This window comes from Phycisphaerales bacterium (genome assembly GCA_035627955.1).
In the GTDB taxonomy this organism is placed as follows: Bacteria; Planctomycetota; Phycisphaerae; order Phycisphaerales; family UBA1924; genus JAEYTB01.
This window is the reverse complement of sequence record DASPKU010000008.1, coordinates 111,901-129,059: the sequence shown is the minus strand read 5'-3', so window position 1 is coordinate 129,059 and position 17,159 is coordinate 111,901. Positions and strand designations below refer to the sequence as shown.

General features: G+C 66.4%; 8 protein-coding genes. 3 read left to right on the top strand and 5 right to left on the bottom strand.

Annotated features, from left to right (window positions below; genetic code table 11):
- The first annotated feature begins 49 nt into the window (after positions 1-49).
- On the top strand, positions 50-3,622 hold the full coding sequence (locus VD997_08235; GenBank protein ID HYE61972.1) for a hypothetical protein: 3,573 nt from the start codon (positions 50-52) through the stop codon (positions 3,620-3,622).
- A gap of 106 nt (positions 3,623-3,728) precedes the next feature.
- Complete coding sequence (locus VD997_08230; protein HYE61971.1) at positions 3,729-4,499, top strand: hypothetical protein; 771 nt, start codon at positions 3,729-3,731, stop codon at positions 4,497-4,499.
- 151 nt (positions 4,500-4,650) lie between these two features.
- Here VD997_08230 and VD997_08225 read toward each other — a convergent pair whose 3' ends face one another.
- The 5 genes from VD997_08225 to VD997_08205 all read right to left on the bottom strand — a co-directional run bounded on the left by VD997_08225 (position 4,651) and on the right by VD997_08205 (position 15,916).
- The gene (locus VD997_08225) at positions 4,651-5,322 is read right to left on the bottom strand and encodes a hypothetical protein (protein ID HYE61970.1); all 672 of its coding nucleotides are present in this window, start codon (positions 5,320-5,322) and stop codon (positions 4,651-4,653) included.
- Between the two features lie 340 nt (positions 5,323-5,662).
- Complete coding sequence (locus VD997_08220; protein HYE61969.1) at positions 5,663-6,022, bottom strand: hypothetical protein; 360 nt, start codon at positions 6,020-6,022, stop codon at positions 5,663-5,665.
- Positions 6,023-6,025: 3 nt separating this feature from the next.
- Positions 6,026-12,139 carry a polymorphic toxin-type HINT domain-containing protein gene (locus VD997_08215; GenBank protein ID HYE61968.1) on the bottom strand — a complete coding sequence of 2,038 codons (6,114 nt, stop codon included), beginning with the start codon at positions 12,137-12,139 and terminating at the stop codon, positions 6,026-6,028.
- A gap of 29 nt (positions 12,140-12,168) precedes the next feature.
- Positions 12,169-13,680, bottom strand: a complete 1,512-nt coding sequence (locus VD997_08210) for a hypothetical protein (GenBank protein ID HYE61967.1) — start codon at positions 13,678-13,680, stop codon at positions 12,169-12,171.
- A 676-nt stretch (positions 13,681-14,356) separates the two neighbouring features.
- Positions 14,357-15,916 carry a CoA-acylating methylmalonate-semialdehyde dehydrogenase gene (locus tag VD997_08205; protein ID HYE61966.1) on the bottom strand — a complete coding sequence of 520 codons (1,560 nt, stop codon included), beginning with the start codon at positions 15,914-15,916 and terminating at the stop codon, positions 14,357-14,359.
- A 126-nt stretch (positions 15,917-16,042) separates the two neighbouring features.
- Between VD997_08205 and VD997_08200 the strand changes: the two genes are divergently transcribed.
- On the top strand, positions 16,043-17,134 hold the full coding sequence (locus VD997_08200) for a hypothetical protein (protein HYE61965.1): 1,092 nt from the start codon (positions 16,043-16,045) through the stop codon (positions 17,132-17,134).
- The last annotated feature ends 25 nt before the right edge of the window (positions 17,135-17,159 follow it).

Sequence of the window (17,159 nt, the reverse complement as noted above, 5' to 3'; positions counted from 1 at the left end):
GCGGGTCCCATCCCGCAACAACAAAAGAGAGAGGGGGCCCGAAGTGATCATGTCCCGCACCCGCCGCGCCGCCATCGCCACCGCCGCCGGCCTCGCCGCCGCCGCGAACGCCCAGCAACAGTTCATCGATTGGGTTGGGCCCGCCACCGGCAACTGGAACAACGGCCTCAACTGGCAGGGCTTCAACGTCCCCAACGTCGCCGGCGAAGTGCCGATGCTCATCGGCCACATCCGCGTAACCCTCGATGCTCACGTCCTCGTCGACAAGATCGGCATGGACCATCCCCAGGCCACCATCGCCATCAACAACGGCCAGCTCCTGGGGATCCAGACCATGACCGACGGCCTGGGCAACACCGGCCTCTTCGGCGGCGGCCGCTACGAGATCAACGGCACCGCCCACGGCACCTACATCCGCCTCTACGGCCCCGCCGACAGCTGGGCCATCTTCGGCAGCATTCTCGAGCCCGACCCCTCCATCATGGTGCTCTCCTCCTCCGGCACCGCCACCGTCGACTCCACCACCGCCAACGCCATGCTCTACAACGAGGGCCGCATCGAGGGCGCCGGCAGCCTCGGCGCCAACAGTCTCCGCATCCGCAACAACGGCGTCATCGCCGCCACCCACCCAGTCTCCCTCACCCTCGACGCCCCCAGCGGCGGCAACACCAACACCGGCGACATGCGCGCCGACGGCGGTGTCCTCACGCTCCTCAACGGCAACTTCGATAACACCGGCGGCACCATCACCGTCAGCTCCCTCCCCGGCTCCCGCATCGATGTCAGCGGCGCCGTCGTCACCGGCGGCCAGTTCCGCTCCGAGCCCGGCGCCACCGGCGTCGCACGCGGCCTTAACAACAGCCAGTTCCACGCCTGCGCCTTCAACGGCGCTCTCGAGATCCCCAATGGCCACCTCATCTTCCTGAGCAACGACACCGCCATCGGCCCCGACGGCGTCCTCCGCCTCGCCGCGACAGCCCATGGCACCTACATCCGCACCCTCAACAACCTCACCCTCTCGGGCGCCGGCGGCATCCGGTCCAGCAACACCCAGAACAACGTCATCGACGCCAACGCCGCCAACCTCGTCCTCACCAACAACCTCACCGGCGGCATCGCCGGCAGCATGCAGCTCGGCGGCAACAGCCTCGTGGTCGTCAACAACACGCTCGTCTCCGCCGAGGGCAGCGCGGGCATGACCATCGACCCGCCCGCCAACGGCTTCGTTAACAACGGCGCACTCTGGGCCCGCGGCGGCTCGTCGCTCCTGCTGCTCAACGGCGCGTTCACCAACCCAGGCTCCATCAACGTCGAGCCCGGCGCCGTCTGCAACATCAACGCCTCCACCATCCTCGGCGGCACGTTCAACACCACGGGCGACGGCGTCATTCACGGCGTGAACAGCACCACGCTGGTCGACGTCTCCGTCAGCGCGGGTTCCTGGTTCAACCTCCCCAACGGCAATACGACACACGTCCAAGGAACCATCACCAACGCCGGCACCATGACCCTCTCAGGGGTCGGCCACGGCACCTACCTGCGCACCACTTCCAATGTCACCCTCAACGGCCCCGGCCAGATCAACGCCTCCAACACCCAGAACAACGTGATCGACGCCAGCGTCGTCAACCACGTCCTCACCAACAACTCCACCATCCGCGGCTCCATGCAGCTCGGGGGCAACAGCCTCCTGGTCGTCAACAACGGCCTCGTTGAGGCCCTGGGCAGCGTCGGGATGACCATCGACCCGCCCTCCGGCGGCTTCGTGAACCACGGCCACCTACGGGCCGCCCCCGCTTCCCCGCTCACCCTCCTCAACGGCGGCTTCGACAACTCCGACGGCGAGATCGAGAGCAGCTCGACCATCACCATCAGCGGGTCCACCATCCTGGGCGGTGTGCTCCGCAGCGTCGGAGGCGTCTTCTCCTCGGGCGCGAACTCAACGCTCCAGAGCATCACCCTCGACGGCACGCTCTCCGTCCCCAACGGCAACCTCACCTACCTCAGCACCGCCATCACCAACAACGGGTCCATGCAGCTCAACGGCTCCGCTCATGGCACCTACTTCCGCCTCAGCACCCCGGAGGTCACCCTCTCGGGCTCCGGCGAGATCATGTGCTCCAACGTCCAGAACAACGTCATCGACGCCACCGCCGTCGGCCACAAGCTCATCAACAACCAGTCCATCCGCGGCAGCCTCCAGCTCTGCCAGAACTCCGTCCACCTCGTCAATAACGGCCTCGTCGAAGCGATCGGCAGCTCCGGCCTCACCATCGACCCCCCCGCGACGCACCCCGTTGACAACAACGGCACCATCCGCGCCGGCGCTGGCTCGCCGCTCTCCATCGTTAGCGGCCCTGTCGACAACGCCGACGGCCTCCTCGAGTCCCTCAGCACGATGACCTTCAACGCCGCCTCCATCTCGGGCGGCACCCTCCGCTCCAGCGGGGGCACGTTCTCGTCACAGAGCAACTCCGTCCTCAACAGCGTCCTCGTCGAGGGCGCCGTCGCCGTGCCCAACGGCAACCTCACCTACCTCCAGGGCGCCATCACCAACCATGGCGACATGCAGCTCAACGCCTCCGCCCACGGCACCTACTTCCGCACCTCCGGCAACGTCACCATCAGCGGCACCGGCACCATCTCCTGCTCCAACCTCCAGAACAACGTCATCGATGCCAACGCCGTCAACGAGGTCCTCACACTGGAGGGCGTCACCCTCCGCGGGTCCTGCCAGCTCGGCCAGAACTCCCTGGGCATCATCAACCGCGGCACCATCCTCGCCAGCGCCAGCGCCGGCATGACCATCGACCCGCCCGGCGGCGCCATCGGCTTCACCAACGACGTGGGCGGCACCCTCGCCGCCACCGGCGGCAACATCGCCATCAATGCCGGCAACTTCACCAATGCCGGCACCCTCCGCGTCGACTCCGGCCGCCTCATCAACCGCGCCTCCAGCGGAATCACCCAGACCGGCGGCCTCACCCTCGTCAACGGCGAGCTCCGCGCCCTCTCCGGCACCTTCCGCGTCGAAGGCGGCACCCTCGCCGGCAACGGCCTGGTTAACGCCCACGTGTTCAACCTTGCCGGCACCCTCTCCCCCGGCTCGCCCGACGCCCCCACCGCCACCCTCACCATCCCGCACACCTACGTCCAATCTTTCAACGCCGCCATGGACGTCGACCTCCGCGGCCACGCCCCCGGCGAGTGGGACCGAGTCAACGTCACCTTCTCCACCTCTCTTCACGGCACCCTCAACGTCCGCTTCATCGACGGCTTCACGCCCGCCGTCGGCTCCACCTTCCGAATCCTCAACGCCTCCTCGCGCACCGGCACCTTCCCCACCGTCACGGCCACAGGCGCGCCCGGCCTCGGCGCCGAGGTGATCTACGACGCCACCGGCGCCACCATCGTCATCACGCAGGTCTGCGGCACCTCCGACTTCAATGGCGACGGCGACATCGGCACCGACCAGGACATCGAGGCCTTCTTCGCCTGCCTCGGCGGCAACTGCTGCGACACTTGCTTCTCGGGCGGCGCCGACTTCAACATGGATGGCGACACCGGCACCGACCAGGACATCGAGTCCTTCTTCCGAGTCCTCGGCGGCGGCCCCTGCTGACCATCTGCTCGAATTGTGCCTCTCGCGGACAATTCGCTGCAAGAACCCACCTCTCCATGGTAAAACCGATGGACGTGGGCGAAGGCCCGCGAGAGGAGAGAGCTTCATGACCGCCCACCGTTCCCGCTGCGCGCTGCTGGTCCCGTGCGTCCTTGCCGCCCTCGTGACCACCGCCGGTCACGCCCGCGCCCAGGTCAACGCCCTCCCCTACCCCAACCACAACCTCAACGTCTCCGCCGGCTGGAGCGGCGGCCTCGTGGGCAACTCGGCCTTCGGCGCTGGATTCAACAACGCCGGCGCCTTCGGCCAGACCACCATCTCCTTCGACCCCACCCCCGGCCCCACGTGGAACTCGCTCCAGAGCTCCAACGTCTACTTCGCCGGCTTCTACGCCAACGGCAATCCCTCCGGCCCGGGCACCATCACCGTCAGCGGGCAGATGGACTTTGTCCCCATCGTCACCTGCCAGTACACCATCGGCGGCAACATCCCCCTCGCGTTCAACGGCGCCCTCGCCGCGGCCTCCATCTCCGGCCAGATGTCCCTCGCCCAGCTCTCGGGCGTGATGCCCCCGACCCTCGCCACCTACAGCACCAGCCCCGCCTACGCGCCCAACTCCTCCGCCACGCTCTTTGACGCCGCGTCCCCGGCCTTCGGCGCCGCGTCGGGCCTGCTCACCGGCGGCGAGACCTACCGCTGGAGCTTCAGCTTCACCCTCACCCGCACCGCCGGCAACGACCCCCTCGCCGAGATCGTCGCAACCCAGTACCAGGGCGCCCCCCCGAGCCTCAGCCTCAGCTTCGCCGTCATCCCCGCCCCGGGCGCCCCAGCCCTGCTCGGCCTCGCCGCCCTGCTGGTCACCCGCCGGCGGCGGTAAGCGACAATCGATCCCGCGAAAGACGGAGCAAGCACCGAGGCGTGCTCGCGGCCCCTGCCCTGTCCGCTCGCGCCCTGAAATCAAGCAGGGGCCGACGCTGCCACGCCGGCCCTTGCGGAGAGATGAGTGAAACGATGGAAGCGCCCCGCGCTCAGGCCGCGAGCTTCACGCTCGCGAACCCGCCGCCGCCCACGCCGAACTGGATCGTGAGCTGGTTGCTGGGCGTGCCCGCGGTCTGCCCGCGCCAGCCCTGCACGATGTAGGTCGCCCCCGACACCCCCGCGGGGATGGTGGAGTCCACGTAGAACTTCTTGCCGCTGTTGCCGATCAGCGTGAAGGCGCTCTCGCCGCTCAGCTTGCGGCTGATGGAGTAGAACCCCCCGCTGCTGCCGGTGCTCTTCCACGACAGCCGGATCCCGCCCTCGGGCGTCAGCTCCACCTTGAACCCCGTGGGCTGCGTCGGAGGGGGCGTCGGCGCCGGTTCGGCCGGTTCAGGGATTTGTGCCCTTTCAAACACCGACGGGTTGTTGGTCGTGGCCGCGAACGCCTTGATGGTGCGGATGCCGTCGCCGCCCTTGCCGCGCAGCTCGCGCATGGTGTTGCGCAGCCCCGTGGTCGCGGCCTTGGCCGCGCTCTTGGCGCTCGTCTGCGTGCTCAGCGACGCCCGCGCGGCGCTGGTGGCGTTCTTGATCTGGAGCACGGTATCGGCATCCAGACCAATGGCGGCAGCCTCGGTCTGCCAGATGGGCCAGTGCGCCTCGAAGAACTCGATCGCCTCCTGGTCCTTACGCGGAATCACGGTTCGGTCTTCGTCGTCGGACATGTCGGACCCTCACAACTTAGCGCCTCCCATGTCCGGCGTGGCAGCTCCATACGGGAGAGGCCAGGGGCCGCGTTCGGCGTGAGGGTGCTATCGGCGGGAACTTCGCGCGGGTGAACCGGAGTGCACAGAAAATGGGGAGAGGGTGGGTTTATGACGGTCGGTGCGGAGCGAGCGGCCCGCGTAGTGACGCGGGTCGAATGTGCCACGTCGATGCCGCACTAGGTTGGCTCGAGTGCGATCCGCCACCCGATGTAGTCGACTGGTGGGTGTGGACGGGGTTCATCGAATGACCGCCACTGCCGCAACCCCCACGCGGAGCGACTACAGCCGTACGGTGCAACTATGCCGCCGGACCCTTCGGCCTAAGCGCGATTACTTCGTCGATGACCGCCTTGAGTTCGCCGAGGTCCCGAACACGCAAAGCGGCAATCACCGGGTCATCATAGCGCTCGACCCCTGATTGAATATCCTCGCCAAACCGCGCAACGAGGCTCGAAAGTACAAGGAGCTCGTCCGTGGGCAACCGATTGAACAGCCACGAGCCGACGGAACTTCTCACTTCTCGTTCGTGATCGGTGAGCCTTTCGCGCAGTCGGGCGTCCAGCGGTGCGTGCTTCAAGTAGTACCTGGCAAGCCGCTCAATCAGGCCGCTCGGTCCACTCCATTTTCGTCCCTCATCGAAGTAGATCACTTCTGACATGCCTTACCTCATAATCCTGTACCAGTCAGTGTTTCCCCACGGCGTTCCGTTAATTACGTCGATGATCTGCTGAACCTGTTGGTCATCCAGTGCTGTGGCATCAATAAGCAACCGTTCGGCACCGCCGGCATTCCGTTCATCGTTGATGTGCTCGAGCAGGCTTGCGAACACGCCTCCCTCGTTGTGGTGCCAGGCGTTGTTTATCGCGTCTTGGATATAGGGCCCCTTCAAATCCCAATACCTCTTCTGGAGTACCCCGTTCTCCACCCACTCTTCCACAAAATCGGCTCTGCCGATGAACTGTGCCGGATCTAAGCCCGGTTGAGGCCTTCTGAGAGACTTGGTCGGCTCAAGCTTCTTGTACCGGAATATTCCGAACACGTCCTTCCACTGTGGCGTTCCATCATGATCTCTGTAAAATTGCTGCCAACCATCCGAAAGACTACCGAGTTCACCAAGGCGTCTTATCTCATCCCGCGTGTCCTCGATCAACCCTCGCGCCAAGGCCGGCGGTACATCGTCGATGGACTGGAGAGTCTGCCGAAATGCCTCCATCGGGTTATTCGGGAACGACTTGCGGATGAAGTCGAACACGTTCCGGAGCCCGTCGCATGTCTTCGGGCTCTCGTTGTGGACCCAGAGCTTATCCGCACCAACGAAGTAGGTGTGCGACTCCGCCACCTCAAGGTTGTGCGCGAACACCGCGTGGCTGGTAACGGCCTCACGCCGGGCCGAGATCACCCTCGCGTAGCCCGGCCGCGAGAGCGCCAGCAGATCGCCCGCGGCGAGTTCGTCGGCTAGCACAAACCTCTGCCGGAGCAGGTCGAAGAACGGGTGCTCCGGGGTGGCCGAGATCGTCTGGCTCTCTCCGTCATTGACCGCGTACTCAATGTGGATGAAGACTCGCGGGCTGGTCCGGATCGTGCGGGTGACCACCTGCCAGCAGCATTCGTTGTCGCCCTCGGCACGCGAAAGGACCACGTCCCCCGGCTCGATGCACTCGATCGGGACCGCGCCCTGCGTGGTATGGACCACCGTTCCGGCCGCGAAGCAGCAGGCGCTCGTGATGATTCCTTGTGCGTTCCGGACCACCTTGCCGCAGCCACCCTTGATGTTGGCGACCAGCCCTGGGTGCTTGGCCTGCATCTCCTTACTGATAAGGCCTCCGACGCGCCTCGAAGCTGCGGCCGCGTTTTCAGCAGCATCCAATGCAGACGGCAGGTCAAGCCGCGCCGCGAGTTTCTGGAGGACGCGACCCTTGTTGAGGAGAGCACCGGGCACAAGCGCCTCCGCCACGGCGATCAACACTTCACCAATGACGCGCCCAACGATCTTGCCCTTCTCGTAATCGTCGAGCATGGCAAGATGGGTCCTGATCTCGTCATACACAGCGGCCACGACCTGAATGGTCTCCCTCGCTTCGGCACTCAGCTTCTCGAGAGCCGCGTGATCGCCTCTAATGAGCGCGGCAACATACTGCGAATACTCTTGGCCGGTCTTCTTGAGTAGGTCGGCCGCGGCGGTGATGAACTCCTCGACGGCGTCGCACGTCGCCTGCACGGCTGCGGCGTGCTTTTCCGTCAGAACGTTTCCGTTCGCCCGGAATCGAAAAACCATTTGACGCACAGAGTAATCGCGGCGGACGGTATTTACGCCCTCTCTGACCGCGCCCCCTATCTCACCCCAGCCGTTGGCCCATTCCATACCCGCATCTGCGAGCCCCCTCGCGATCCCGAGGGCGTACTGGTCGAGCCCGTCGCGGCTCTCGAACACGAGGTCGCCGATCCGAACGTAAAGGTCTTCAGAGCGCGCGGTCAGTGAGATAAAGCTCGCACTTGCAAAGTCCTCATCAAGACGCTTGAGGACCATGTGCCCATCGAGCGTGAACAACGCAAAGCGCTGGGCCCCGATCTCCACCTCATCGAAGAGGCCGGGCACGGCGCTCCCGCCGGCCCCAGGGCGACGTGCCAGTTCCGGCGGCCCGACAATCGCGGTGAGTACCGGGTTGAACGTACCACCGGCACCTGGCGCGCTCGTCTGAACTGGCGAGGTGGCGAACGAGAACGCACGCCAATCGATCACTCCGGTTGACGCACCCTGGAACGAGGGGGTGATCGTGAAACGGACACTTGCGGTTCCGGTGCTTCCAAATGGCCCGGGGGCCGTCAAGAGCACTTCGTTGTCGCCGGGCGTCACCTCAACTGCCGTGAGGGTCCGCGCGAACATGCCTGAGAACCGGTAGGGGTGGCGCAACCGGGCGGGGTCGTTTGGCTGTGGGCCAATACCCTTCGAGACCTGAACATCGATGCCGGCTAACGGATCCCCGTTGACGAATGCTCCCAATATGGGAATCGTGCCGCGAGCGCCAGGAACGATGTCGCAACCTTGGTCGAGCACCGTTCCTTCGACCACCACGTCAGCAACAATCTTGGTGAAGTCCGTCTCGTGAGGCCGAATGTTCGTGATCTGCGTTGCGGTGATTGTGACCACCGGGACCGGCTTGGAAGCCGCTGGAGCCTTGGTCGCGTTACCTAATGTGCCGTCCGGGTTGATGGGGAGGAACACTTGGTCGACAGCCGTAAAGCTGGCGACCCGCGTCGCGAGCGTCTGGCCCTGCCGCCTAAGCGAGATCGCGACTTGCAGGTCTTGCAGAGCAGTGCTCGGCTTCACGGCTTCGACGTACCAGGTTATCTGATCGCCGGGGTTGGCCAGGAGATCAGCCATTGAGTATGTCCCTGGCCTCACAAGGCTCCGTCCGAGCATGATCGTGCCTTCGTACGCGCATGTTGATCCGGTTCCGCGCACCGAAGTATTGTTGGGGTCTCGAATCCCCGCAGGTACCGGCGCGGAGCCGCGATTGCTCCAAGGCGCTGCCCACAACCGCATGCGGCCGGTGACTGGGAGTGTGAATAGTTCCCCTTCAGTCTTGTGAAGGAGGTCTGGGTCAGAAAGGAGGTAGCTAACCTCGATCTCGTCGGTTGGTTGAAGGTCATCGGGCAGGCAGATCGTGAGCGGAACGAGCTGCGCCCGCGTGTCGTCCCTGTCGGTGCGAGCGAGCCGTTCCCTTATGGCTTGCGTCTGCGCGGGAGCCGGGAATGACTGGTACGCTGCTTGATCGAACACTCCAAATCCATCCGCGTAATCGGGGATGCCGTCGACGTCGGAGTCTCCGCTCGCGACCCAGATTAACTTTCCAGATTGATCGCTCGGCAGGGCATCTACTTTCACGAAATCTGACGGATCACCAGTTGGGAATCCGTGCCCATCATCGTTGTCCTGGTCTACCACCACTTGGAATGTTCGAGCAGTCGCGTTGCCGAGTGTGCGGTGGAAGTCGGTCCACCTGCGTGCGACGAATCTGCATTCCGGGTAATCGATACACCACCAGTCGCTCAATCGCCCTTGATTGTGGTCGCGGTCGAGCGCGAAGCCACCATCCGGGATGTGTCTAGAACAGAACCACCTGCCGGCAGGTGCGTTGAGCCAACCCTGCTCACGCGCGTGCCACCACGCCAATTCACAATCTACCTGCGATCGGTCAGCGATGAGCACTCCGCTGATGGAGTGAATACCGGGGCTGAAAGGAACGAGGGTACTGACTCCACAGGTCGCGACCGGCATCGGCTGATTATCGAAGGTGAGCCACGAGCCTGGAGAACCCCACGCCCGAACTTCGATCAGGCAGTCCTCGGTCGGCTGACAAGAAAGGGGGGGAAGGGCATACTCCGGGCACGCTGGTTCCCGGTAATAAACGGGGCCCATAGACGTGTCGCACACCCCTCCCGAGCTCGAGCTGTATCGGGCTGGATCTGTTCCATGCCCTCGCTCCGCGCCATTGAAGATGCCGTCGTTGTCGTAGTCCTCGGCCCCGTCGAACACTCCGTCATCATCCGAGTCGTAATCGCGTGGATCGAGCCCAACTGCAATCTCATCTCCATCCAACAAACCGTCGCCGTCGGTGTCCGGGCTCGAGGCGTTCGTTCCGAGCCGAGCCTCCACGCTGTCACATAAGCCATCGCCATCACTGTCGACTTGATTGCCTGGGGCGCCTGGCCCTTGCTCTGGGAGCTCGGGGTCCAACCCAACTACAAGCTCCCACGCATCTGGCAGACCGTCTCTATCATGGTCCACAAAGGCGCTCGAATATCCCCTCCCATCAAGGTACTCATCGAATATTCCGTGGACATGACGCGATGCCGCATGGACAGTCCACCCATCCATCGTCCCGGGCTCCGCGGTATTGCTCGTCGGATCGAGGGGATCGAACCCAAGCGAGTGTTCCGCACGATCAGACACTCCATCGTCGTCCGAGTCGAAGTCATACCGGTTCGTTCCCCGCGGCGCCTGCGGGCGCGGCGGCGGGAAGGGGGAGCCGTCGGGCCGGCGCGGGTGCTGGGCGCCTAAGGGGTCGTAGGCGACCGGCTGACCCTCGTAGTAGTCGGGGAGGCCGTCGTTGTCGGAATCGGTGATGATGTCGGGGAACTTGGCGGGGTCGCAGCGCTCGATGGGCTTCTCGGAGCCGTCGGGGAAGCCGTCGCCGTCGGAGTCGGGGTTGGTGGGGTCGGGGCAGCCGCCCACGATCTCGAGGGTGTCGTTCAGGCCGTCGCCGTCCTGGTCGCCAAGCACGTCGAAGAGGCACTCCGCCTCGACGGGGCCGCACTCTGTCATGACGCGCACATGCACGCGCACACGGTTGCTGCTGGGCACGTTTTCGGCGGTGGTGGTGGTTTCGTTGGCCGTTTCGAAGAACGCGTAGGGCCCTTCCCACCAGATCATCGGGACGGAAAGCGACTGCCCGCCGCCCTCGGCGGTGACGGTCCATTCGTAGGTCCACCCGGCGGGGTCCCAAGGGCCGTTGTCGCCGTTGGTGCACGCGCTGACCCACAGCTCGCCCGCGCTGTTGACGGCGCGGGTCAGGTCGCAGGGGGCGAGGTCGATGCATGGCGGAAGGCAGTCATAGCCGAACGTAACGCCGCACTCGGCCGTCAGGCAGCAGAGGTCGCCGTTCGGCAGCCGGTACGCGAACCGCACTCGCGCGGAGACACCGCCCTCAACCGGCGAGGTGATGATGCCGCCGCTGACGATCGAGCCCTCGGGACCGCTCAGCTTCTCGTAGCACCACTCGCCCTGGGGCAGCTGCGTCCAGTCGATCACCGCGCCCGCCGCGTCCTTGAACGTGGGCCGGATCATCGCGACGGACCCGGGCCGCACCAGAACGCCAAGCCCGCACTCGAGAGTCATCTGGAGCGTGCAGCCCGCGGGGGGCGCGCCGTCGGGGCAGTCGCAGCCCTCCGGCAGCGGCATGGGCAGGTTGGGCTCCGGCTCGTTGCCCCCGCCGGCGATGCCGGGCGGGTTGCCCAGGGACATCACGGTGGTGAGGCCCTGCTGGTAGGCGTTCACCATGGCGACGAAGTCGGTGCCGTCGGCGGCGCCGTCGCCGTTGATGTCCGCCTGGGGGTTGTTGCCGGAGAGGTAAGAAAAGAACAGGTCGATATCGGCGGAGTCCACCAGGCCGGAGTCGTCGAGGTCCTCGGGCGCGTAAAGGCGGCCCCCGGCCGTGGAGTAGGCGGCGAGCGCCGTCAGCGTGCCCTCGCGCACGGCGAGCACAGTCCCACGCCCGCCCGAGATCAGCATGGCGGACTGCGCGGCCTGCTCGTCGGCCGCGGTCAGCAGGTCGCACACGCCGTCGCCGTCCTGGTCGGCGATGGCCTCGATGGCGCCGCCAACGGTGCAGCCCTGCGTACCGGGGATCATCCAGTCGATCGCGCCGGTGACCGGGTCCATGGCGACGGCGGCCCCGAGCGGGAACGTGGCGTTGACCTGGAGGCCCGCGGCCACCGTGGGCACGCCCGGCGTCTGCACCGAGAACGCCGCGGCCGCGCCGGTGAACTCACGGGAGGCGTCCCCGGTGCTGAGAGCGTGCAGCAGCGCGGCGCCCTGGGCGCCGGACAGGATCTCCGCGGTCGTCGCGTCCGCACCGACTTGGAACGCATCGGAAACGCCGTCGAGGTTGAGGTCAAAGGGCTCGGGGCAGTTGTTTGGCAGCAGCAACGCCGAGGCGGCGAGCGGCAGGGCCCAGGCCGCGGCCATCGCGGCGAGAATGGAATGCTTGATCATTGGTGGGTGGTCCTGAGTCGATCGCAATATCAGCAGCTGCCGCCGCCCAGCACACGGAAGAACGCCTCGATGTCGCCGTCGGTTGCAACATCGCCGTCGGCGTTGAAGTCGGCCGACCCACAGGTGGGGCAACAGGTGCCGCCGATGCAGGCGAAGAACGCCTCGATGTCCTGGTCGGTGCCGAAGTCGCCGTCGCCGTTGAAGTCGGAGGTGCCGCCCGGCGGCGTGCCGGGGGCGCGGAGGCGGACGATGGCGGGCGCGCCGTTGATATGAACGGAGATGTAGACGGAGAGCCTGCCGTCAGCGCTCGCCATCTCGCTGATGGCTGCCACGGGCGCGATGTAGGTGACGACCTGGTCGGCCTCCGGCGTGCCGTCGCCGTCGGTGTCGACGGTGTCGTTGACCCTAAGGATGGGAGCCCCGTTGAGGAAGGCCGCGAGGGTCGTAACACTCGCGCCGGGCTCGCGGGCGCCCCAGACCATCAGCAGGTCGTTGGTGAGGTTGAGCTTGAGCACCATCGGAGGGCCGGACAGCACCAGCCCCCCCACCGCCGTCCCTTCGCGGAATGCGAGCTCGTTGTTGACGATGACCAGCGAGTCCTGGTCCTCGGAATCGATCACATCCGCGGCCACGGCCCAGCGCTGCGGGTGATTGCACCCGGGCACCTCGCCCGCGGCGGGCAAGTAAAAGCGGCGCACCGGGTAGCCGTTCCAGGTGCCGCTCTGGCTGATGAGCGTGTGGTTGACGTCGGGCGTGTTCTCAGGGGCCGAAAGGTTGCGGTTGATCACACGCCATTCGCCCGCGCCCGCGTACCCGCGGTCCACCGCCACCACCGCGACGATCTGCGAACCCAGCGGTGAGATGGAGAACGCCTCGATGGACGCGGCGGTACCGATCACGGCGGCGTCGGGCTCCACGGTGTCGCCGCCGGAGAGGATGCGGGAAGGCGTCATCCCCATGAATACGCCGCGGTTGACCGCCGCCCCGCGCTGCTGGTCGGCCTCGCCGCCCAGCCAGTAGGGCGTGCCGGTCTTGGTGATGCCGGGCCGGCTGAGGAAGCGCCAGCGGCGGGTAGCCGAGAGCTCGGCGGGCATGGGCTCGCCCTCGGTGTGCACGGGCCCGACCAGGGCTGGGGTGCCGAACCACATCGAGTCGAAGAACCGCCGCATGTAGCTGAACTGCCGTGCCTGCCCAGGCACCGGTGAGAGTTCAATGCTCATGGACAGCACGCCCGCGCTGCTGATCCCCAGGCACGACTCGATCCGCGCGGGGTGGTAGTCGGCGGTGCGCTTGGTGTCCGAGTAGTTGTGCATCTCCCACGTCTCGCCGCGGTCGCCGGTCGTCCACAGCACGGTCCGGGTGGCCCGATGGTCGACGGTCTTCAGCACGACGGCGGCGGCGTGGTCGCCAGCGGCGGTGAGCGCTTTGATCCGCGCGTGCTCCTGGTACTGATGCAATGCAGCGAAGTCGGTGACCCGGGTCGGACCATCCCCCGCGGCCGCGACCGCTGTCAACGCAACGATCGCGCTGAGAAAACTCAAATGGCTCGTCACGCTCCTGGCCTCCGAAAGCAGGTACATGCGGATGGCGCGCACACGGGTGCATCGCCGAGCAGGTTGGAGGTGCAGGAAGCGCAGTAGGGGGCGGGGCTCAGCCGCTCAGGCCGTTCTTATACCGTGCTCATCTGGACCGTTGATGCAGTCGGGGAAACATTTTTGCGAGTGACCGCCGACACCCTCTCGCATTCGCGGCGGTAAGTTCTGACCTGTCAACCTATTAGAGGATGGAAAGAAGGATGCGCTGGACCTCTGGTTTTTTGCGAGCGGCCCCCCTTGCGCAGGTGATCGCGCGGGTCAGGTCGCGGAGGGCAACCAACAGCCGTTGATCCCCAGACATGGGGCAGAACCGAGCCAATGTGAAGGATCTCCGCCCAACGCGGAGCCCGTCGCCCCCAGCGCGGAACTTTTCCGGCCAACGCGAAACAAGTCAGCCCCGACGCGGAGCACATCCCATCTGAAAAGTTCCGTTGTGGCCCCAACGCGGGGCTCGTCGGGGCCATTTTCCCTCGTGTCGGCGGCAACAACCCGCGTGTCGGAGCGCCAGCGGCGTTATTAGCGGGCCCTGCCCCCAAATGTCGCGATAACAGGAGGGCACGACGGTCAGAGCACAGGGTTGGCACGCGGCTCTCCACGACCGTCCGAGCACGGTCGTTCCACATCACATCCACCGCGCGACCACCACCTTGCTCTCCGTATAGAACTTCACCGCGTCCTCCCCGTTGGCGTGCAGGTCGCCGAAGAAACTCTGCTTCCACCCCGCGAACGGGAACACGGCCATGGGCGCCGGCACGCCCACGTTGATGCCCACCATCCCCACCTGCGCGTGCGTCTTGAAGCGGCGGGCGTGGTAGCCGCTGCTGGTGAAGATCACGCCCATGTTGCCGTAGCGCGAGCGGTTCATCGTGGCGATCGCCGCGTCCAGCGTCTCCTCGCGCACGATGCTCAGCACTGGCCCGAAGATCTCCTCCTCGAGGATGCTCATGCCCGGGCGCACGTGGTCGAAGATGGTGGGCGGCACGAAGCAGCCCCGGGGGATGTCGGATGTCGGATGTGCGATGTCGGAGGCGGAGAATGCCTTGGCCGACATCCGACCTCCGACATCCGACATCCCCCCGCACACCAGCTCCGCCCCCTCGCGCACCCCGCTCTCGATGAACCCCACGATCCGCTGGCGCGAAGCCTCGTCGATCACCGGCCCCATCCCGCACCCGGGCTCATCCCCCCGCGCCACCTTGATCCGCCCCACGGCCTCCTTCAGCTTCGGGATCAGCCAGCCCGGCGTGTCCCCCACCGCCACGCACACGCTGCCCGCCAGGCACCGCTGCCCGCTGTTGCCGAACGCCGAGCCCACGATCCCCTCGATCGCGGCGTCCTGGTTGGCGTCGGGCATGATCACCATGTAGTTCTTGGCCCCGCCCATGCACTGGGCCCGCTTGCCGTGCGCCGTCGCGGTGGTGTAGATGTGCTGCGCCACCCTCGTCGAGCCCACGAACGACACGGCCTTCACGTCCTCGTGCGTGATCAGGTGGTCAACGACCTTGGGCCCGCCGGTGACCAGGTTGAGTACACCCGGCGGCAGCCCGCACTGATGGGCGAGTTCCACCTCGCGCACCGCCGACAGCGGCACCTTCTCGCTGGGCTTGAGCACGAACGTGTTGCCGCACGCGACCGCCATCGGCCACATCCACAGCGGCACCATCACCGGGAAGTTGAACGGCGTGATCCCCACGCACACCCCCAGCGGCACGCGGTCCACCGACGAGTCGATCCCTACGCCGGACTTGTCCTCGGTGCGGCAGAACGAGCTGCTCACCGCGATCTGCGGCAGCGTCCGCCCCATCATCAGGCTCGGCGCCCCGCACGCGAACTCCACGCAGTCGATCCCGCGGCGCACGTCGCCCCGCCCTTCGGCCAGCGTCTTGCCGTGCTCCTTGACGATCAGCGCCGCCAGCTCCTCGAAGTGCGTCTCCAGGGCCTGCTTGTAGCGGAACAGGAACTGGCACCGGTCCCCCACCGGCGTCGCGCTCCACCCCGGGAACGCCTCCGCCGCGGCCTGCACCGCCGCCTCCGCCGCCCGCGTGTCATCCATCGCCACCTGCGCCAGCGTCTCGCCCGTGGCCGGGTTGACCACCGGGCGCGTGGCCGCGGACGCCCCCGCGTGCGGTTTGTTCGCGATCAGGTTGGGCACAGCGGACGCGGACGGGGCGGCGTTGGTCATAGCCGCAGTCTACCTTCCGCCCGGGTGGAACCGGACCGAATCTTCCAGGGAATATGCCGGCACGCTGCGCGGCCCTCGCGCAGACCCCCACTCGACGTCCTGCGTCACCACATCGAGGAGTCGTTCATGAACTGCGTGCGTGTGCTCTCGGCGGCCGTCATCCTCTCCCTCTGCGGCGCCGCCAGCGCCCAGACCACCTTCCCCGAATCCGAGCCCAACAACATCAAGGCCGCCGCCACGCCCATCCTGGGCATCGCCCCCGGCGACACCATCTCGGGTTCCTCCACCGGCAGCAGCACCACCGCCACCGGCAACGGCACCGCCGACTACTTCCTCGTCCGCACCGCACCCATGCCCCTCGCCATCTACCGCTACCGCCTCGTCAGCACCTCCACCGCGAACTTCCCCACCACCATCCGCGGCCTCACCATGACCAACTGCCAGCCCAACGCCGGCAGCGACTCCACCCAGCAGAACGCCGCCAGCAACACCACCCCGCCACGCATGGTCCAGTGGTACGGCTTCGGCCGCGAAGAGCAGCTCTACTTCCGCGTGACCGGCACCTCCAGCACCACGCAGCCTTACGGCTGGACGCTCGCCCGCGACGTGACGCAACCAACCGAGCTCGCCGGCGCGTTCACGCCCGGCCCGGTCACCATTGAGCGCGCCCCCACCAGCACCACCGACCTCGACCTTGCCATCTACGACGACCAGCTCCGCCCCGTCCCAGGCTTTTCGAACGGCGGCAACAACACCCTCACCCGCACCTTCAGCCCCGGCGTCTACCACATCGCCGTCTCCCGGCGCAGCCTCGCCAACAACCAGCCCTGCCCCGACGACGACAGCAACCGCATCGCCGGCGCGATGGACTTCCCCGATGTCGTAGTGGCCTTCTCCAACATCGCGCCCACCGACGTCTCCCTGCGCCTGACCCACTCTGCCGGCACGCACGACCTTGCGCTCTCGGCCCCCGGCGCGTTCGACGTCGCCTGGGTGCGCTTCACCGTGGGCACGCCGCCCGCCTGCGGCACCTCCGACTTCAACGGCGACGGCGACGTCGGCACCGACCAGGACATCGAGGCCTTCTTCGCCTGCCTGGGCGGCAACTGCTGCGACACCTGCTTCGCGGGCGGCGCCGACTTCAATGCCGACGGCGACATCGGCACCGACCAGGACATCGAGTCGTTCTTCCGCGTCCTGGGCGGGGGGCCGTGCTGACCGCCACCCAGTGAGCACCCGGAGC

Bases quoted from the DNA above. Each gene is read 5' to 3' on its own strand.
- VD997_08235 (HYE61972.1), top strand. From the start codon at position 50: ATGTCCCGCACCCGCCGCGCCGCCATCGCCACCGCCGCCGGCCTCGCC.
- VD997_08230 (HYE61971.1), top strand. From the start codon at position 3,729: ATGACCGCCCACCGTTCCCGCTGCGCGCTGCTGGTCCCGTGCGTCCTT.
- VD997_08225 (HYE61970.1), bottom strand. From the start codon at position 5,322: ATGTCCGACGACGAAGACCGAACCGTGATTCCGCGTAAGGACCAGGAG.
- VD997_08220 (HYE61969.1), bottom strand. From the start codon at position 6,022: ATGTCAGAAGTGATCTACTTCGATGAGGGACGAAAATGGAGTGGACCG.
- VD997_08215 (HYE61968.1), bottom strand. From the start codon at position 12,139: ATGATCAAGCATTCCATTCTCGCCGCGATGGCCGCGGCCTGGGCCCTG.
- VD997_08205 (HYE61966.1), bottom strand. From the start codon at position 15,916: ATGACCAACGCCGCCCCGTCCGCGTCCGCTGTGCCCAACCTGATCGCG.
- VD997_08200 (HYE61965.1), top strand. From the start codon at position 16,043: ATGAACTGCGTGCGTGTGCTCTCGGCGGCCGTCATCCTCTCCCTCTGC.